Raw genomic sequence first — 19,142 nt, 5'->3', positions numbered from 1 at the left:
ACCGGCCGCCCTTTCGTCACTCCGCGAGCGGCGTCACGGCTGCTGCGGGGGCTGGCCCTGGGGGTAGGGCTGACCCGGGTACGGCTGGCCCGGCTGCGGGGGGTAGGGCTGTTGCCCCGGCTGCGGCTGCTGCCCCGGCTGCGGCTGCTGCCCCGGTTGCTGGGGCGGGTAGGGCGGCTGGGGCTGGGGGGCCTGAGGGGCCTGGGGGGTCTGAGGCGGGTAGGGCTGGCCGGGCTGCCCGGGGTACGGCTGTCCGGGAGCCTGCGGGTACTGCTGTCCCGGGCCCTGCGAGTACGGCTGCTCCGGAGTCTGCGGGTATTGCTGTTCCGGAGTCTGCGGGTACGGCTGGCCCGGTGCCTGCGGATACTGCTGTCCCGGAGCCTGCGGGTACGGCTGGCCCTGACCCGGCATCTGCTGCCGGCCCGGCATCGGCGGGGCGGCCACCGGCGGCGGGTTGCCGTCGTTGGTCCACAGCCCGTGCGCCTGCTGGTGCCGCACGAAGTCCTCGGCGATCATCGCGGCGAGGTTGAAGTACGCCTCGCGGGTCCGCGGCCGCATCATGTCGAGGTCCACCTCGGCACCGGCGGCCAGATGCTCGTCGAAGGGCACCACCACGACCCCGCGGGTGCGGGTCTCGAAGTGCGACACGATGTCCTCGACCTTGATCATCTTGCCGGTCTCGCGGACCCCGGAGATCACGGTCAGCGAGCGGGACACCAGGTCGGAGTACCCGTGCGCGGCCAGCCAGTCCAGCGTCGTACTGGCACTGGAGGCACCGTCCACGGACGGCGTGGAGATGATGATCAGCTGGTCGGCGAGGTCGAGCACCCCGCGCATCGCGCTGTACAGCAGACCGGTGCCGGAGTCGGTGAGGATGACCGGGTACTGGCGGCCGAGCACGTCGATCGCGCGCCGGTAGTCCTCGTCGTTGAACGTGGTCGAGACGGCCGGGTCCACGTCGTTGGCGATGATCTCCAGACCGGAGGGCGCCTGCGAGGTGAAGCGGCGGATGTCCATGTACGAGTTCAGGTACGGGATCGCCTGGACCAGGTCGCGGATGGTCGCCCCGGTCTCCCGGCGCACCCGTCGGCCGAGGGTGCCGGCGTCCGGGTTGGCGTCGATGGCGAGGATCTTGTCCTGCCGCTCGGTGGCCAGGGTGGAGCCCAGCGCGGTGGTCGTGGTGGTCTTGCCCACGCCGCCCTTGAGGCTGATGACCGCGATCCGGTAGCAGGACAGCACCGGCGTGCGGATCAGCTCCAACTTCCGCTGCCGCTCGGCCTCTTCCCTCTTGCCGCCCAGCTTGAACCGGGACCCGCCCGCCGCGGGCCGCCCGCTCTTCGCCTTCTGCCGGCGGTTGTTCAGCAGCCGGTCCGAGGACAGCTCCACGGCAGCGGTGTAACCCAGCGGCGCGGCACCGGGGTTGGTGGGCTGCCGCTGATCGTGCTGGATCGCCTGCGGCCAGGCGGCCCCGGCACGGGGGTCGACGGGGGGCTGGGGGGCGTCGGGCTGCGCCTGAGGCAGCGGCTGCGGCTGCCGGCCTAGCTGGGGGAAGCCGTAACCGCCCTGCTGGGCCTGGGGGTTGGCCGGGCTCTGGTCCTGCTGAGGGAAGCCGTAACCACCGGGGGAAGCCGGGGGCTGGGGCGCCGGGGCCTGGGGTGCCGGGGGCGGCGGGAAGCCGTAACCACCGGCTTGGTTCGGCTGCGGCATGCCCTGGGGGCCGGGCTGGGCCGGCGCCGTGGGCATACCGGGGTGATGCGGCTGCGGCGGCTGACCCGGCTGACCGGGCTGACCGAACGGGTTCGGCTGGTTCGGCTGCTGGTTCGGCTGGTTCCAGGCCGCGGGCGCGGGCTGCGGCGCCTGCGGCTGGAACGGCGGCTGCTGCTGCCCCTGCACCGGCGCGGGCTGCTGGGGCACGGGCTGCTGCGGTCCCGCCTGGGGCGGCATGGGCTGCTGCGTGGGCCACTGGGCCGCCGGGGCGGGGGCCGCGGGCTGGTACGACGGCGGCAGCGGAGGCACCCCGGTCCCCGGCGCGGGCGGCGGCGTCCAGGCGGCCGGGAAGTCCTGCGGCGCGGGGGGAGCGGGCTGCGGGGCCGCGTCCTGCGGGGCGGCGCCCGACGGGGCCGCGCTCGGCGGGGCCGGGGGAGCGGGCTGCGCGATGGCGTCCTGCGGGGCGGCGTCCTGGGGAACGGAGGTCTGCGGGCCGGCTTCCTGGGCGCCCTCGGAGGCGGCCTCCGGCGCGGAACTCTCCTGCGCGGAACTTTCCGGCGCGGAGCCCTCCGGCGTGGAGTCGACGTCCGTACCCGCGCCCTCGTCCCCGTTGTCGCCGTTGTCGCCGTTGTCCCTCTTGCCCGCGCTGTCCCCGTCCGTGCCCGGGGTCTCGGCCGAGGCGCTGGCCTCGGCCTCCTCGCCCTCACCCTCGCCCTGACCCTGCTCGGCGGTGTGACCGTCCCCGGCCTCCTGCTGGGCACTCGGACTCGCATCCGCACCCGCACCGGACTCCGCGGAGGCACTCTCCTCCGAGCCGTCGGCCTCGCCCCCGGCCGCACCCTCGCCCCGGTCCTGCGACCCGGACCCGGACTCGGCGGCAGCCTTCTGCATGGCGGCGGCCTGCTCGGCGATCTCGGCCATCTCGCGCTTCAGGGCGACGGCGGAGAACCGCATGGTCGCCCCGCTCTCCAGATCCCCGTTGCCGGTCTCGGGCTCGACGGCAGGCGGCACGGCGGGCGCGGCCTCCGGCTGGACGGGCTGGGCGGCCTGCACCGGCTGCTGCTGCGGCTGCTGGAGTTCGAACCCCTCGGGCAGCCTGGGCATCGGAACGGAATCGCCGTACGACCGCGGGGGCTGCGCCGGTGCCTGCGGCGGCACGGGCGGCGGCATCGGCGGAGCGAACGGCGTCCCCTGCGGCGGCGCCCCGACCGGCGGGACCCCCTCGGGTCCGCCCTGCGCGCCGTGCACGCCCCCCGCGCCCCCGACCGAACCGCCGGAGCCATCGGAGCCGCCCGCACCGGACGCGTTCTGCGTGTACCAGGCCGGGGGAGCGTAGTCGATGGTGAACTCGCCGGTGGTCTCGACGGCCTCCGCGTCGGGCTGGTCATCGCCGGGTGTGCCCCAGCCCCCGCGCATCCCGTCCCGATCGCTGCTCACAGTTCCTCCTGGTGTGGTCGAGCACCCTCATGCCGTGGCGGGGCGACCATGTCGTGTCGTTCGAGTCGTCCGTAGGGGTCAGGGGAAGTCCGGTCCACGGGTCCTGCCATCACGCCCGCTCCCAGCCTAATCACCACGACCCGCCCCCCGGCAGGCCCGCCCGCCTGTCGGCCGGCGCACACCGGGCCGGGAAAGGCAGAGAAAGCGAACAAACCCCACCAGCAAGGGCAATTCAGTCCATGCGTCGCGGTGTGCCCAGCAACCCGGTCTCGGCGTCGGTCGGTTGGGTCAGCACATACTGCCGGTCCCGGTCGGTACACCACAGGGTGACACCGTCCGGCAGCCCCGGCAGCGACTCCACCTCGGTGCGTGTGAGCCCCATGGTGCGGCCGAGTTCGGCGGCCTCGTCCGGCGAGACCCGCTGGATACCGGCGAGCCGGGCCTGGCGCAGCAGCCGGGGCGCGACCGGACTGAGATACGGCAGCAGGGTCAGCACCGACTGCCAGGGCCCGGACACCACCCGGCCGCGCGGGGGCCGCATCCCGCAGTCCCGCACCACCACGACCGGCGTACCGGCCGAGGCACCCTGCGGGGGCACGCGCCCGACGTCGTACACCGACAGTCCGTTCTGCCCGCCGCCCATGGCGTGCACCATCTGCATCCAGGCGTGCGGCCGGCCGGTCTCCACGGCCACGCGCGCGCCGGTGGCGGCCGAGCGCAGCGCCAGTACCTGCGCGGTCCACAGACCGCCGATCAGCACGACGTCGTACGGCGTCGGCCGGTTGATGCCCAGCACGGCGGGCTGGCCCTCGGCGTCCACGCCGGCCACCACGCCGTCGTCGCCGATGGGCAGCGCGAGCGTGTCCAGCAGCTGGGCGGAGAGCGTGTGCCGGCCGTGCCGGGGGCCGAGCAGCCCGAGGCCGTGCCGCAGCCGCTCACCGATGCCGCGCGGCCCGGAACCGGAGCCGTCCGCCGCCCGGGGCAGATCAGGGGACGTCGTGGGAATCGTCGTCACCGCGCACCTCCGAGGGGCAGTGTGGCCAGCATGCCGGGCAGTTGCTCACGGTCGAGGCGGGCCAGACCGGCACCGGCCTTGCGGGCGGCCGTCTCCAACGCCCGCCGCGCCGCCACGAGTTCGTCGTCGCTGCGCCCGGTCACCCGCAGGTGCCCGCACAGCGACACCTCCTGCCGGTCACCGCGCGCGAGCGTGAGGCTGAAGGTGGTGGCCAGCGCCGGTATCGCCGTGACCTGCGCGACCAGCTGCGGCAGCGACTCGCCGCGCCCGCCGCCCAGTTGGGGCCAGCGCCGCACCCAGTAGGTGGTGTGCCGCCGGTTGTCGCAGCGCCAGCTGCGCCCGGACTCCTCCGTACGCCGCTCCCGCGTCTCGCCGCGCCCCGCCTCCGCGGTGACCAGCGGATTGGCGCAGGCCGAGGTGGCGAGCGCCGCGATCAGCTCCTCCTCGTCGAGCACCCGCGCCCGGAAACCCGCACCCGTCAGCCGGCTCGCGAGATGGTCCGCACTCCGCACGACGCACTTCTGCGCCCCGAGCAGCCCGCCCCCGCGCGCCGCCACCGCCTCCGCGCACACTTCCGGGTCCAGCTTCAGCGCGATCCAGGTGATCCGCACGGCCGGGGCCCCGGTCTGCTCCTGCAACGGCAGGTAGTTGGCGACGGCCACCGACTGCTGCGGCAGATGCAGCGCGGGCGCCGGCTGCGTGTGCAGCACCACCTGCGCCGACTCCAGCCGTATCCCGTCCACCTCCAGCGCGTCCCGCACCAGCCCCAGCGGCAACGGCTGCCTGCTCCGCTCCGCCCGCAACGCGGTCGCGTCGGCCTCCACCTGGAGAACGGCGGTGACGAAGGTACCGTCACCGACGATGCCGACGGTGCGGCGGTCGCGCCCGCCGTACGCGTACGTACGCAGGCTCGGCTCGCATTCGAGCGCGGGCACCAGGGAGGGTTCGGTGCCCGGCGGTATCGGGGTGTTCGCGGCGCGACGCTGCCGGGCCTTCAACTCGCGTGCCGTGGTCAGCCATTCGGGCAGCGAGCGCCCGCGGCGGCGGACGAACGCGAGGGCGAGCAGCAGGACGGCGACGACCGCGGCGGGCACCAGGGCCATCGGGCCGACGACCCAGCCGACGACCAGCGCGGCCAGCGCGAGTTCCGGAAGTACGAGCCGTTGCATGCGGAACGAGCCGGACAGTGCCGGGCGGGCGCCGGGACCCGAGGAGTCCGGGAGCAGCGGTTCCCGGGGCGGCGCCGACCGCGTCGCCGCCGGTCGCGGACCGGACGTCGAGGGGTCGGTTCCCCGTCCGTGCCGGCGCGTACGAGACCGCGTCCCGGAAGCCCTCAACTCATCCCCCCATTTTTCTCACAACTCCCTGCCCTGCGGCCCCTGAGCGGAGCCCACGAGGGCCCCGGTACCCTACCCGCTCCACGGAACCGACCGGACACCAGGCATAGTAGGGGCTCGGTCCGACAAGGGCGTGCCGGAGACGATGGTCTTCGACCGGTATGCGGACGGCCACACGGGGAGAATCAGGGGCAGATGGCATCTCGGCGGGATCAACTCAACGCCTACACCTTTGCGAAGCGGCGCATGCTCGCGGCGTTCGTCCAGCCCTCCTCCGACGGCTCGGAGGAAGCCGCCCCCAAGCCGTTGCGGGCGGTCCTGCCCGGCACCATCGTCGGAGTGGTCGTCATGGCCGTGTTCGGCGCCTGGGGGATGTTCCGTCCGACCGCGCCGCAGGGCTGGGACACCCCGGGCGAGAAGGTGATCATCGCCAGCAAGTCGACCACCCGGTACGTCGTCCTGAAGACCGACGGCAAGACCCAGCTGCACCCGGTGCTCAACATGGCGTCCGCGAAGCTCCTGCTCGCCGACGGCAAGGGCGACGTGGTCACCGTGGACGAGTCGATCCTCGACAACGGCAAGATCCCGCACGGCGTCACCATCGGCATCCCGTACGCCCCCGACCGCCTGCCCTCCAGCCAGGAGGCCGGCGCCGACAAGCGCTGGGCCGTCTGCGAGCGTCCGGGCGCGGGCGGCAGGGCCATCCAGAAGGCGGCGTTCGTGCTCGCCGCCCGCGACCGGAAGAAGGCCGAGGGAGCCCGCCAGAAACTCGGCGGCGGGGACATCATGTACGTCGCCGCCCCGGACGGGCAGCAGTACATCGTGGACGCCCACGGCACCGCGTACAAGGTCGACAAGAACGACGAGTTGCTGCTGCGCACCCTCGTCGGCGCCGGCCGGCAGCCCGAACGCGTCTCCCGTGACTGGCTCGACACCCTGCACACCGGCGACCCGATCGAGTTTCCCCGGATCGAGGGAAACGCGGGCACGCCCGCCGGTGTCCAGGGCAGCCTGCCGGCCGCCGCGAACAAGGTCGGCATGGTCCTGCGGGCCCCCAACGGCGACCGTCAGCAGTTCTACGTCGTCGAACAGGGCAAGGTCCTGCCCGTCTCCGACTTCACCGCCAAGCTGCTCCTCAACAGCAAGGACCTCGTCGGGCTCAACCAGGCGAGCAAGGCCCTCGACGTCAGCGCGGGCGCCTTCGTGCCGGGCTCGACCGCGTTCGCGGCCGACCGCAAGTGGCCGGCCCTCACCCCGAAGGTCGTCAACGATGCGGGCGCCACGAGCGGCAGCCGCGACACCGTCTGCAACGTCCTCGACCACGTCGACTCCGGCAACGGCACCACGACCCTCGGCACCTGGGCGGGCACCGACTTCCCGGCCGAACTGCCCACCGGCTCGTCGAGCGCTTACGTCACCCCCGGCTCGGGCCAGCTCTACCGCCAGTTCCAGGGCACGGACACCAAGGCGGGCGGTGTCTTCCTCGTCACCGACACGGGCCTGCGCTACGCCATGCAGTCCAACGCCGACAGCGGCTCCCAGGGCACCGAGTACGGCATGACGGACAAGCAGCGCAAGGAGCTCCAGCAGGAGGCCCAACTGGCCCAGACCCGGCTCGGATACACCGGTCTGGACCCCGCGCCGATCCCGGTCGCCTGGTCCGTGTTCCTGCCGACCGGCCCCCGCCTGTCGACCACCGCGGCGAGCCAGCCGCAGGGTTCGTAGGAGAAGCCACGTGCCGTACCCGCGTCCGCTCCGTACCGCTCCGCTCCGTACCGCTCTGCTCCGTACCGCTCTGCTCCGTACCGCTCTGCTCCGTACCGCGGCGATCGCGGCAACCACGCTGTGCACCGCCACCGTCGCCCTGGCCCCGCCCGCCGCCGCCGACTCCTTCGCCGACCAGTGCAACTTCCCGAACAAGGTGTACCCCGGGCGCCCCTGGGCCCTGCAACGCGTGCTGCTGGACGAGCTGTGGAGCCAGTCCAAGGGCAAGGGGGTGCGCGTCGCGGTCATCGACACCGGCGTGGACACCCAGAACCCTCAGCTCGCCCACGCGGTGGACGCCTCCAGCGGAGCCAACTTCCTGCCGGCGAAGAACCGCAAGGGCCAGAAGATCGACCGGGGCAAGGCGAACGGCACGACGGACACCGTCGGCCACGGCACCCGCGTGGCCGGCATCATCGCCGCCCGGCCCATGGCGGGAACGGGATTCGTGGGCCTCGCACCCGAGGCGACCATCATCCCCCTCAAGCAGAACGACGCGGAGGGCGACGGCGACGCGGCCACCCTCGCCCAGGCGATCGAGCGCGCGATCAAGGAGAAGGCCCAGGTCATCAACATCTCCCAGGACACCACGAACGCCGTCCTGCCGGCCGGCGGCCTGCACGACGCGATCGACGACGCCCTGGCGCACGAGATCGTGGTGGTCGCCTCCGCGGGCAACGACGGCCTCGACGGCAACGTCAAGCCCACCTACCCGGCGTCCTACCCGGGTGTCCTGGCGGTCGCCGCGTCGGACCGCAACAACGAGCGCGCGTCCTTCTCCCAGTCCGGCGACTTCGTCGGCGTCGCCGCCCCCGGCGTCGACATGATCTCCACCGTGCCCAAGGGCGGCCACTGCTCGGACAACGGTACGAGTTTCTCGGCGCCCTATGTCGCCGGTGTCGCCGCGCTCATCAAGGCGAAGCACCCCGGCTGGACGGCGCGCGAGGTCGTCGCCCAGATCGAGCAGACCGCGGAACGCTCGGTCGCCGGGCACGACATGCTGGTCGGCTGGGGCGTCGTCGACCCTGTCCGCGCCCTGACGGACGACGAACACCCCATCGAGAAGCCCGACGCCCACGAGGGCCTCAGCCGCGCCGAGGCCCCGACCCCGGCCCGCCTGGTGCTCGGCGAGACCGCCGACGAACGCAACGCCCGCCTGGCGACGTACGTCGCGGTCGGAGCGGCCGTACTGGTGGCCGCGCTCGCGGGGGCGGCGGTGGCGGTACGGGACGCGCGCAGGCGGACGGCGGGCGGTGGCGTGAAAGAAGGGTGAAGGTCGCGGCCCTGCAGCAGACTTGTCACACAAGTCAGTTGGGGCTGTCAGTGGCGTTGACTAGAGTGATTGCATTGCGTAGACGAACGCCCGGGGAGTGCTGCCGCCCCGGGCAGGGGACGGAAACGGGGGGTGGCGCAACGTGCGGCCTGACGACGGCACGGGCGGACTGAAGGTCGGTCTGGAGGCCCTGAAGACCTTCAAGACGCGTGTGGACTCGGTGCTCAAGACGTTCGAGGGTTCGCCGGGTTCGGCGAAGAAGGTGGCGATGCATACGATCACCGCCGCGTCGTTCTGTGGCGACGGCGGGTTTCCCGAGGCCACGGGACTGCACAGCCAGTACACGCGCGTCCACGACCGCCTGATGACCCTCTCTCAGTCGCTGACGCTGCAGATCGAGGCGATGCAGATCGCGGTGCATGGTGCGGACGTCGGGTTCGACAATCTGGATGACGACCAGCGGCGCCGCTTCCACGAGATCCGCATGAAGATCAACGAGCAGTCCGCCGACGCGCAGAAGGACCAGAAGCGCGGCGACGACAAGCAGGTCGGCGACGGGGACATCTGATGGGCGACCACAACAAGAAGCCGGATGTGCACCAGTTCGACCGCTGGGCGGCCGACCAGCAGTTCAAGCAAGAGAAGTCGGCGATGGACAGCCACCAGTGCGCCGCGCCGAGTCTCAACAAGCCGGGCGGCGGCTGTCAGGTCAGCGGCTTCGAGAACCACCAGTTGAACGACATGGTCGACATGGTGAAGTCCGCGAACCCCGAGCATCTGGAGAACGCCGCCAACGGCCTCTGGGACGCGCGGGACGCCATCTGGGGCGCCGCCGACGAACTCCTCCAGCACATCGGCAGGGTCGACTGGCACGGCGAGGCGGCCACCGCGTTCCACAGCTGGGCCGGCGACCTCGTCAACCACTCGTACGAGCTCGGTTTCTACGCGGACAACGTGGCGACCCAGGTCTCCGCGGCCAGCACAGGGCTTGCCTCGGTACGCAGTTCCATGCCGCCCCGGGACAACCGGCCCAAGGTCTTCCTGCCGGCCGAGCAGGCCAAGAGGGACCCGGGTGGCATCCAGGCCCAGGCCGTCGAGAACCACCGCCAAGAGGCGATCAACCAGATGAACCGTCTGGCGTCGTACTACGCGGTCTCGGAGGGAAACCTGCGGGGGCTGGAAGAACCCAAGTTCGGGAAGATGCCGGACATGGGGGTGCCGACCCCGCATAACGGCTCTTTTCACGGTTCGGATGACGGAGGCCAGGCATCTCCCGCACACCTCTCCGAGGGTGAAACGAAGCGCCAGTACTCTGTTGCAGCTCCGCACGAGGCGGGTGCCAAAGGGGCCGACCTCGGTACGAAGCTGCACCATGTGGTCCCGCCGCTTGACCAGCATGTCCACGTGGACCCGCCCCAGCACGTCGGCACTCACATCGACACCGTCAACACTCTTCCCCCGGACACCGCGAAGCCGACGGTGCCGGTAGCGCCGCCGGCCGCACCCGGTCCCGGTGGCGGTGGTGGGGGACCGATCACTCCCTTCCCCACCGGCCCCGTCGTTCCGACCATGGGCATGCCCGTGCCACGCGGCGGAACAGGTGGCGTCCGGGGCCCGGTCGGGACTTCGCGGATGACCGTACCCCCCGTCGAGGAACCGGAAGGCGGAACCGGCGCGGGGCGCGGCCCCATCAGCGGGGTGCGGCAGTCTGTCGTACCTGGGCAGACGGGTGCGCGCGGACCCGCGTCCCCGATGGGCAGGACCCCCATGGGGCAGTCCCCCATGGGCAAGGCTCCGGTGGGCCGGGGCCCGGTCGGCCGCAGCATCGTCGGCGGAACGCCCCGGCCCGGGGGCGTGCCCGGCGAGCGCGTCGGTGAATCGGGCCCGACCGGGGCGGCACGCACCGGCGGCGTCATCGGCGGCCGGCCGACCACGCCCTCCGCCAAGGGCGTCAACGGCTCGCGGGTGCCGCGCGGCAAGGTCATCGGCGGCGAGTCCGAGGCTCGTGACCCGCACGCCGTCGAGCGACCCGGTCAGCGCGGAGTGATCCGGGCCGCCGAGCCGGAGGGCGCCGAGGGGCAGACCTCACGCAGGTCCGTGACCCGCGGCGGTGCGGTCGGGGCGCCCAACGGCAAGGCGCCGACGGCCAGGAACGGCGCTCGCGCCACCGCCGACGAGCACCTGTCCGGACGCTCGTCATCCCGACGTTCCACGCGGGACCGCGACGACAAGAAGTCGCGCCGGCGGCAGGCGCCGGAGACCGAGTAACGAGATGAAGCGAGGACGTACGAGAGGCATGTTGTCAGCGAGCACGAGACGACTGACCGCCGCGTGTGCGGCGCTCGGCGCACTGATGGCTCTGCCGGTGGGCCTGGCCCCCAGCGCGGCTGCCGCCGACGTCCAGTCGCAGCAGTGGTACCTGTCGGCGATGAAGGCCGACGAGATGTGGAAGACGAGCACGGGCAAGGGGGTCAAGGTCGCCGTCGTCGACTCGGGCGTCAACCCCTCGACTCCGTCCCTCCAGGGGCAGGTACTGGCCGATGAAGTGCCAAAGTCGCTTGCGTACGGGGCTACTCAGGACATCAGCGGTCACGGTACGACGATGGCGGAGGAAATCGCCGGTACTGGTCGCGGCGGAGGCATCAAGGGCCTTGCGCCGGGGGCCAAGATTGTTCCGTTCCGTGTCTCGCTCGATGGGATGAGCCTTGCCCAGGAGAACAAGGCACCCGACGTGGGCAAGGTGATCAAGGCCGTTGCCGACAGTGACGTCAAGATCATCAACATGTCTTTCGGAGACGACATCTCCTACGACGACGAGCAGGCAGCGATCAAATACGCCGCCTCCAAGGGCAAACTGATGTTTGCCGGCACCGGCAATGATGCCGAGACGACCAACAAGAAGATGTATCCGGCTTCGTATCCCTACGTCGTCGGCGTCTCTGCCATCGACAAGACCGGAACGGTGGGGAAGTTCTCGAACCACGGTGCCGCCGTCGACCTGGCGGCTCCCGGTGTGAACGTGCCCGCATGGTGCAACGAGAGCTTCCGCTCGTACTGCTCCCACGTGAACGGCACCAGCGACGCCACCGCCATCGCCTCCGCCTCCGCCGCCCTCATCTGGTCCGCCCACCCCGACTGGACCGCCAACCAGGTCCTCCGCTCGCTGATCGACACCGCCGGCCGACAGTGGCCCAAGGACACCCCCAGCAACTACCTCGGCTACGGCGTCGTCCGCCCCCGCAAGGTGCTGGAGAACCCCCACTACAACCCGGGCTCGGCGACGGCCGATCCGCTCGCCACGGAGAACTGGCGCGGCAAGCCGGGCAGCTCGCCCTCCACGTCCGCGGCCGGCTCCACCCCCTCGGCCCCCGCCAAGTCCTCCGGCGGTGCGACCTCCGCGGCCGACACCAGCTCGAAGTCGTCCGGCAACAACCTGACGTGGGTCGTCGTCGGAGCCGCCGCCGCACTGGTGGTGATCGGTGGCGCGGTCTTCGCCGTGATCCGGTCGCGCCGACGTGCCTGACGGTTCACAGGAAAGTCGTCACCACCCGGTGATGCGCAGTCAACAAGTGCACAGCTCTCACGAAGGGGAGTGCCGCAATGGCCGACGGCCGTAAGTTTGTAGATTCACAGGCGCAAAAGCTCCAGACGAACGTCATCGACCGCTACGACTCGGTCAGGAAGTGCCTCGGCCGGCTCCAGGGCACGATCGACATGATCGAGACCCAGTGGACGGGTCACGGCTCCAACGCGTTCAAGACGAAGCAGCACGAGATCAACGAGCACATGGCCGCCATCGGCCGCATGCTCGATGACTTCCTTGAGGGCATTCACCTGAACAAGCAGGACAAGACCAAGCTCGAGGACGAGCTCCACACGACGATCAACAAGATCGAGGTCGACGCCGGCGCGAGCACCTCCGCGCTGAACCTGTACTGACCGGGATCGATCCCCCGAGGAAGAGGAAGAAATGACCAGTCCCCATTACGAAGACCTGTCCGTCAAGTACGGCGCCATGGACGCGCTGGCCACCGAGCTGGGCAACGTGGCCAAGCAGCTCGAGGAGGATCTCGGCGCGCTGAAGAAGGGCGTCCTCGACGTGGCCGAGGGCTGGGGCGGCGAGGCGTACGAAGCGTTCCAGCGCAAGTCCGTGAAGTGGGACCAGCACGCGAGCGGTATCCACCAGGCGCTGCTCTCCATCACCCACCGGGTGCACTCCGCCGGCGGCGACTACCGCGGCGGCGACCTCAAGGGCGCCAGCTACTTCGAGTAAGACGGATTCGAGTCCTTCGAATGCCGTGAGAACGGCGAGGGGTGGGCACGCGCGGGAGGTGCCCACCCCTCGCCGTCTCTCCGGCCGGGCGTGCGTCGATCGCCGCCGCGGACGCGAAACGACCCAGGGGCCGGAGCCGGACGAACACGTCCTGCTCCGGCCCCTCGGCCACTCCCGGAAAACGCTCAGTACTCCGACTCCACCAGTCCCGTCTGCACCAGCATCCTCCCCCGCCTGCGCGACACGAAGACGCCCCGGCCCGCAGGCATCGGACGCGCCCGCACGCCGCCGAGGATGTCGCCCTCGCTCGGGTCGCCCGCCAGCACCACGCCCTGCGCGCCCAGTTCCATCATCCGCTGCATGAACGCCTCGAACGACGCCCGGCCCGCGCCCGCCGTGGAGCGCGCGATGATGAACCGCACGCCGACGTCACGGGCGAACGGCAGCAGATCGGTCAGGCCGCTCAGCGGGTTTCCGCTGGACGTGGAGACCAGGTCGTAGTCGTCCACGACCACGTACACCGTCGGACCCCGCCACCAGCTGCGGTCCCGCAGCTGCTGGGCCGTCACATCGGCCGTGGGCGTGCGCCGGTTCATCAGGTCGGCGAGGGCCACCATGTGGTGGTCCATGGAGTTGGACATCGGGATGTACTCGGCCAGATGCGAGGCCGGGGTGACATCCAGCAGCGAGCGCCGGTTGTCGACCACGAAGAACTTCGCCTCGTCGCCCGAATAGCGCTGCGTCAGCTGCGTGATGAGCAGCCGCAGCAGGTTCGACTTACCCGACTCGCTCTCGCCGAAGACCATGAAGAACGGGTCCGTCTCGAAGTCGACGAACACCGGCTCCAGATCGCTCTCGTCGATGCCGAAGGCGACCCCCTGCCGGGGCAGCCGGTCGCCCGCGGGCAGCTGCGCCACCGGGAGTTCCCGGGGCAGCATCCGCACCTGCGGCGCCCCCGGTGCCTGCCAGTGCCGCGACACCTCGGCCGCCAGCGCCGCCGTCGCGTCCGCCAGGTCCGTGTCCGAGGTCAGGCCGTCGATGCGTGGCACCGCCGCCATGAAGTGCAGCTTCTGCGGCGACACACCACGACCCGGCACGCCCGCCGGCACATTGGCCGCCACCTTGCGGTCGATCTCGGAGTCCATGGTGTCGCCGAGCCGCAGTTCGAGGCGGTTCATGATGTGGTCCTTGAGGTTCGCGCGGACCTCCATCGAGCGCGACGCCGTCAGGACCAGGTGGATTCCGTAACCGAGACCGCGCGAGGCGATCTCCAGGACGGCGGGCTCCAGACTGTCGTAGTCCGTGCGGAAGTTGCCCCAGCCGTCGATGACCAGGAAGACATCGCCCCACGGCTGGTCGGTGACCGAGATCTCGCCGCGCTCGCGCCGGGTGCGGAAGTCCTGGATCGAGGCGATGCCCGACGTCCGGAAGTACTCCTCGCGGCGCCGCAGCACCCCGTAGACCTCGGACACCGTACGCCGCACCCGCTCCGGGTCCAGTCGCGAGGCGATCCCGCCCACGTGCGGCAGGCCGGAGACCGCCGCCATACCGCCGCCACCGAAGTCGAGGCCGTAGATCTGCACCTCGTGCGGCGTGTGCGTCAGCGCGAAGGAGCAGATCAGCGAGCGCAGCAGCGTGGACTTGCCGGACTGCGGGCCGCCCAGCAGCTGCAGATGGCCCGCCGCGCCGGAGAAGTCGAGCCACAGCGGCTCACGGCGCTGCTCGTACGGCTTGTCGACCAGGCCCACCGGGACGACGAGGCGTCCGGCACCCTCGTAACCGGGCTGCGTGAGCCCGCGCCCCTCGACGGCCGTGAGCCTGGGCAGCAGCCCGTCCAGCGAGGGCGGGCTGTCCAGCGGCGGCAGCCACACCCGGTGCGCGGCCGGCCCCTGCGCCTCCAGCCGGCGCACGATCACATCGAGCACCGTGTCCGCGAGCGCGTCGTCGACCTGGGACGCCGACTCCGTGCGCTGCTTCGGCACCGGCGCGTAGTGCACCGGCACCTCGGCGGCCGTGAACAGCACCGGCCGCCGGTCCACCGGCAACGGCCCCCCGCCCGCGGCACTCTGCCTGCCCCCGGAGCGGTACACCCCGGAGACGTACGCCGCCTTGAAGCGCACCATCTCGTCGGTGCCGAACTTCAGGAAACCGGAACCGGGCACGTTCGGCAGCTCGTAGGCGTCCGGGACGCCGAGCGCCGCGCGGGACTCGGCCGCGGAGAAGGTGCGCAGACCGATCCGGTACGACAGATACGTCTCCAGACCGCGCAGCCGGCCCTCCTCCAGGCGCTGCGAGGCCAGCAGCAGATGCACGCCCAGCGAACGGCCGATGCGGCCGATCTGCACGAACATCTCGATGAAGTCCGGCTTGGCGGTGAGCAGCTCGGAGAACTCGTCGATCACCAGCACGAGCGAGGGGATCGGCTGCAGCGGGGCACCGGCCGCGCGCGCCTTCTCGTAGTCGTGGATGTTCGCGTAGTTGCCCGCGTCGCGCAGCATCTCCTGGCGGCGGTTCAGCTCACCGCGGATCGAGTCGCCCATCCGGTCGACCAGGGTGAGATCGTCGGCCAGGTTGGTGATGACCGCCGCCACGTGCGGCATCTGCGCCATGCCGGCGAAGGTCGCGCCGCCCTTGAAGTCGGCGAGGACGAAGTTCAGGGTCTCCGAGGAGTGGGTGACCGCGAGGCCGAGCACCAGGGTGCGCAGCAGCTCCGACTTGCCGGAACCGGTCGCGCCCACGCACAGGCCGTGCGGGCCCATGCCCTCCTGGGCGGCCTCCTTGAGGTCCAGCATCACGGGCCGGCCGTCCGGGCCGACACCGATCGGCACCCGCAGCCGCTCGGCGAGCCCCCGCGGCCGCCAGGTGCGCTGCGGATCGACGGACGCCGCGTCGCCGAGGTTGAGCAGCTCGGTGAACTCCAGGTTGGCCAGCAGCGGTTCGTCGTCGTCACCGCCGGAGGCCAGCCGCAGCGGGGCCAGCTGGCGGGCGAGGGCCTCGGCGGACTCGTACGACAGGGCGTCCGGAGTGCCCTCGTAGATGTCGCCGTTCGCCGACTCCAGCCGCAGTACGGCGGGCTGGGCGATGACCGTGAGGTCGCCGCGGGCGGCGGTGGGCTCGCCGGGCACCACCTCGATCACCGTCACGCCCTGAAGTCCCTCCATGTTGGACAGCACGGAGTCCTGCGGCAGGGACACCCCGTCGAGGACGACGACGATGTGCGGCTCGTCCAGGAGCGGCGCGCCGCTCGGGTGGAACCGGGGGCGGCCGGCGAGGCGGTCGGCCAGCAGATCCTCCACCTCACGGGCGTCGGAGCCGATCAGCCGGCGCGTGCCCGCCCCGTCCACGGCGCCGGGCGCCTGGGCGTGCGGCAGCCACTTGACCCACTCCCAGCGCGGGAGCGTCTCGCGGCCCGCCGCCACGGCGACGATCAGGTCCTCGGGGGAGTGCAGCGCGGCGAGCGAGCCGGTCAGGGCGCGGACCGTCGAGCGCGCGGACTCCGCGTCGCCGCTGACGGTGACGTGGTAGAAGGCGCGCAGCGACACGGCCATCGGCAGATCGTTCAGGGTGCCGTGGACGTCGAGGAAGCGCTCCACGGCACCGGCCGTGAGCGGCTCCAGGCGGCCGGCCGGCCCGGACTCGGGCGCGATGAGCGGCGTGGCCAGCTCCTGGGAGCCGAGCCCGATGCGCACCTGCGCGAAGTCCTCGTCGCCCGGCCTGCGTTCCCACACCCGGCTGCCCTCGGCGACCAGCGCCCACAACTGCTCGGGCGAGGGATGCAGGTAGTACTGCGCGTCGCGCTGCCTCTTCGCGGTGTCCACGGCCGCGCCCCGGGCCCCCGACAGATAGCGCATGTAGTCACGCCGCACATCGGCGAGTTGGCCCTGCGAACCACGCCGGAAACGGATGACCATGGCGATGGACATACCGACCGTCGACGCGATCATCACCATGCCCATGATCTTCATGAACGGCTGCCCGTTCGTGAAGAAGAAGACCACCGAACCGCCCATACCGAGCGTCGGCAGCAACTGCATGAGGACGCTTTCCTGCGGTCCCCGCGGCAATTCCGGAGGAGGCTGGAGAAGAACCTCCCCCGTGGGCACTTCGGACGGCAGCGCCCGCGGCGGGCGCTTCACGACGATGTGACTCACTGCTCCCCAATTCCTTTGCCAGGCCCCACGAATGAGGTCCGTCCCCCGTTGACGGAACGGACGCAGGCCGCCGCGTGATCCTACTGACTCCATGAGTCACCGGTGCGGGGTAGGGTGCCGGGTGTTCGCTCGAGCACACGCGAACAAACCCCGTGAACCGGGGTATTCCGTGCGAGGCGTCGCCGCATACCACCCCCGGTGGAGCCGGTCGGCGCCCGCCGCCTCGATTCCCGGGAATTCCGTCCGGGGGCGAGCGCAGGATTTTCACAGCACGGGCGCAGGACCATTACTGAGGGGGAGTACGAGGTGAGCACGACGACCACGGGAACAGCGCTGCCCGGCACCGGATCGGGGTCGGGGCTCGGTTTCTGCCGGGTCACGATCGTCGCACCCGACAGCCGGATCGACGTGGCGTTGCCCGACGACATCCCGGTCGCCGACATCTACCCGGAGATCCTCCGGCTCTCCCGGCAGGACCCCGCCGAGGGCGCCCCGGTCGGCTACCACCTCGTGCGCCGGGACGGCACCGTCCTGGACAGCGCGCGCTCCTTCTCCGCGCAGCGGATCCTCGACGGTGAACTGCTCACTCTGCGGCCCTTCTCCGAGTCGCTGCCGCCGGCCGTCTTCGACGACGTCTCCGAGGCGGTCGCCTCCTCGGTGACCCGGCACCGCACCCTGTGGAGCGACGACCTCACCCGCGCCGCGGGCCTGGTGGGCGCGGGCGTCCTGGCCACCCTGCTCGCCTTCGTCACCTGGCAGGCCGACCCCCGGCACGACATGCACAGCCTGCCCGGCATCCTCGCGGGCGTGGCCGGAGTGCTCCTCGTCGTCTTCGCCGCCGTCCGCGGCCGCGTCTACGACGACCGGGGCGCGGCCGTCGCCCTGGGCCTCGGCGCCCTGCCCAACGCCGGCGTGGCCGGCTCCGGCCTTCTCGCCCTCGCGCACGGCCAGGGCACCGGCAAACTCCAGTTCCTGCTCGCCTGCGCCGCCGTCCTGCTCGCCTCGGTCGTCCTGACCCTGTGCACCCCGGCGGGGACGCCCCGTTCGTCGCCTTCGTGCTGGCCTCCGCGCTCGGCCTGGTCACCGTGTTCACCGCGATCCTCGTGCACTGGACGCCCAAGGACATCGCCGCCCTGTGCGCGCCCCTCGCGGTCGGCGGCCTGGCCTTCCTGCCGGGCCTGTCCATGCGCTTCGCCCGGCTGCCCATCGGCTTCGAACCGCCGAACTCCGCCCAGAGCAGCGCCTACGGCACGGAGGCCGTCGTACAGGAGCCGGTCGACATGAAGCGGATCGAGGCCCAGGCCCGCCGCGGCCACGAGATCCTCGTCGGGCTCGTCGGCGGCTGCGCGCTGACCGCCCTCGCCTCCTGCGCGGTGCTCGGCTTCTCCGACGACATCTGGGCCCAGCTGCTCGCCCTCGCCACGGCCGTGGCCCTGCTGATGCGCGCCCAGCTCTTCCGCTACACCGGCCAGGTCGCCCCGCTCCTGGCGGCCGGCCTCGGCTCACTCGTGCTGCTCGGCCTCGGACTGGCGCTCAACCCGCCGCAGTCCGTCCTGCGCGAGGCGCTCACCGGCGACCGTTCCGGCCTCGACCTCCGCGCCATCTGGCTCGCCGCGGCGATCGCGGCCGGCGCGGCCCTCGTGGCGGCCCTCGGGCTCATCGTCCCGCGCCAGGGCCTGAGCCCCTTCTGGGGCCGGTTCCTGGAGATCGTCGAGGGCTTCGTCCTGCTCACGCTGGTCCCCCTCGCGCTCGCCGTGTTCGACGTGTACGCGGCCGCCCGCGCGATGACCAGCAAGTGACCCAGGTCCCGCACCGCCGGTCCGCCCGCCCCCGGTGAGGCGGCGAAGAGGAGGACCCCCAGCGTGAGCTTCGGGCCCGCCCCCGTCCGCGTACAGCAGTCCGCGCCGGCGGCCGGCCGGTCGCGTGGCCGCGGAGGACCGGACCGTCGTCGAGCACGACGAGGACCTCGCCGAGGGCGCCACCCGGTATTCGCCCGGTGTCCGGGCCACGGACAAGATCGTCGCGCGGGCCGTCGCCCACCGGATCACGGGCTACCGCACCGTACCCGCTGTTCCACGTACCGCAGGGCACCGAGAAACACGGGGGGCCGCACGCACTGACCCACCCGCACGAAAGGGGCGGCACCCCGGGTGCCGCCCCTTTCCGCTCTCCCGACGCGCCTACT

Annotated in this window: 11 protein-coding genes and 1 pseudogene; 8 read left to right on the top strand and 4 right to left on the bottom strand. The window is 71.9% G+C overall.

Features of this window, described 5'->3' with window-relative positions:
• Positions 1-33: 33 nt before the first annotated feature.
• The 3 genes from GHR20_RS10175 to eccE form a co-directional block, all read right to left on the bottom strand.
• A complete protein-coding gene (locus GHR20_RS10175) occupies positions 34-3,144 on the bottom strand; it encodes an SCO5717 family growth-regulating ATPase (RefSeq protein ID WP_153812997.1) in 3,111 nt (1,036 codons plus the stop codon).
• A gap of 232 nt (positions 3,145-3,376) precedes the next feature.
• Positions 3,377-4,129, bottom strand: coding sequence for a hypothetical protein (locus GHR20_RS10170; RefSeq protein WP_243878327.1), 753 nt, complete (start codon positions 4,127-4,129; stop codon positions 3,377-3,379).
• A gap of 26 nt (positions 4,130-4,155) precedes the next feature.
• Positions 4,156-5,328 carry a type VII secretion protein EccE gene (gene eccE / locus GHR20_RS10165; RefSeq protein ID WP_194858857.1) on the bottom strand — a complete coding sequence of 391 codons (1,173 nt, stop codon included), beginning with the start codon at positions 5,326-5,328 and terminating at the stop codon, positions 4,156-4,158.
• A gap of 363 nt (positions 5,329-5,691) precedes the next feature.
• Here eccE and eccB point away from each other — a divergent pair, with 363 nt between their 5' ends.
• The 7 genes from eccB (at position 5,692) to GHR20_RS10130 (ending at position 12,806) form a co-directional block, all read left to right on the top strand.
• Positions 5,692-7,221 (top strand): type VII secretion protein EccB, encoded by a 1,530-nt coding sequence (gene eccB / locus GHR20_RS10160; RefSeq protein ID WP_153812994.1) that lies wholly within the window; start codon positions 5,692-5,694, stop codon positions 7,219-7,221.
• Positions 7,222-7,324: 103 nt separating this feature from the next.
• Positions 7,325-8,533: a type VII secretion-associated serine protease mycosin gene (gene mycP, locus GHR20_RS10155; RefSeq protein WP_243878326.1), complete on the top strand. Its 1,209-nt coding sequence runs from the start codon at positions 7,325-7,327 to the stop codon at positions 8,531-8,533.
• 142 nt (positions 8,534-8,675) lie between these two features.
• A complete protein-coding gene (locus tag GHR20_RS10150; protein WP_148024159.1) occupies positions 8,676-9,101 on the top strand; it encodes a hypothetical protein in 426 nt (141 codons plus the stop codon).
• A complete protein-coding gene (locus GHR20_RS10145) occupies positions 9,101-10,801 on the top strand; it encodes a hypothetical protein (protein WP_153812992.1) in 1,701 nt (566 codons plus the stop codon). The genes GHR20_RS10150 and GHR20_RS10145 overlap by 1 nt, the downstream gene beginning before the upstream one ends.
• Positions 10,802-10,829: 28 nt before the next feature.
• The gene (locus GHR20_RS10140) at positions 10,830-12,056 is read left to right on the top strand and encodes a S8 family serine peptidase (protein ID WP_194858856.1); all 1,227 of its coding nucleotides are present in this window, start codon (positions 10,830-10,832) and stop codon (positions 12,054-12,056) included.
• Positions 12,057-12,133: 77 nt separating this feature from the next.
• Positions 12,134-12,472, top strand: a complete 339-nt coding sequence (locus tag GHR20_RS10135) for a WXG100 family type VII secretion target (protein WP_111585666.1) — start codon at positions 12,134-12,136, stop codon at positions 12,470-12,472.
• A gap of 31 nt (positions 12,473-12,503) precedes the next feature.
• Positions 12,504-12,806, top strand: a complete 303-nt coding sequence (locus GHR20_RS10130) for a WXG100 family type VII secretion target (RefSeq protein ID WP_153812991.1) — start codon at positions 12,504-12,506, stop codon at positions 12,804-12,806.
• Between the two features lie 185 nt (positions 12,807-12,991).
• On the opposite strand, the gene eccCa is transcribed toward GHR20_RS10130, so the two are convergent.
• On the bottom strand, positions 12,992-16,957 hold the full coding sequence (gene eccCa, locus GHR20_RS10125; RefSeq protein WP_153812990.1) for a type VII secretion protein EccCa: 3,966 nt from the start codon (positions 16,955-16,957) through the stop codon (positions 12,992-12,994).
• Positions 16,958-17,263: 306 nt separating this feature from the next.
• Here eccCa and eccD point away from each other — a divergent pair.
• Positions 17,264-18,756, top strand: a pseudogene (gene eccD, locus GHR20_RS10120) (type VII secretion integral membrane protein EccD).
• Positions 18,757-19,142 lie beyond the last annotated feature (386 nt).

Source organism: Streptomyces sp. SUK 48, from assembly GCF_009650765.1.
Taxonomy (GTDB): domain Bacteria; phylum Actinomycetota; class Actinomycetes; order Streptomycetales; family Streptomycetaceae; genus Streptomyces.
This window is presented reverse-complemented; position numbering and strand designations above follow the sequence as displayed.

Bases quoted from the DNA above. Each gene is read 5' to 3' on its own strand.
- eccE (WP_194858857.1), bottom strand. From the start codon at position 5,328: ATGCAACGGCTCGTACTTCCGGAACTCGCGCTGGCCGCGCTGGTCGTC.
- eccB (WP_153812994.1), top strand. From the start codon at position 5,692: ATGGCATCTCGGCGGGATCAACTCAACGCCTACACCTTTGCGAAGCGG.
- GHR20_RS10145 (WP_153812992.1), top strand. From the start codon at position 9,101: ATGGGCGACCACAACAAGAAGCCGGATGTGCACCAGTTCGACCGCTGG.
- GHR20_RS10140 (WP_194858856.1), top strand. From the start codon at position 10,830: ATGTTGTCAGCGAGCACGAGACGACTGACCGCCGCGTGTGCGGCGCTC.
- GHR20_RS10135 (WP_111585666.1), top strand. From the start codon at position 12,134: ATGGCCGACGGCCGTAAGTTTGTAGATTCACAGGCGCAAAAGCTCCAG.
- GHR20_RS10130 (WP_153812991.1), top strand. From the start codon at position 12,504: ATGACCAGTCCCCATTACGAAGACCTGTCCGTCAAGTACGGCGCCATG.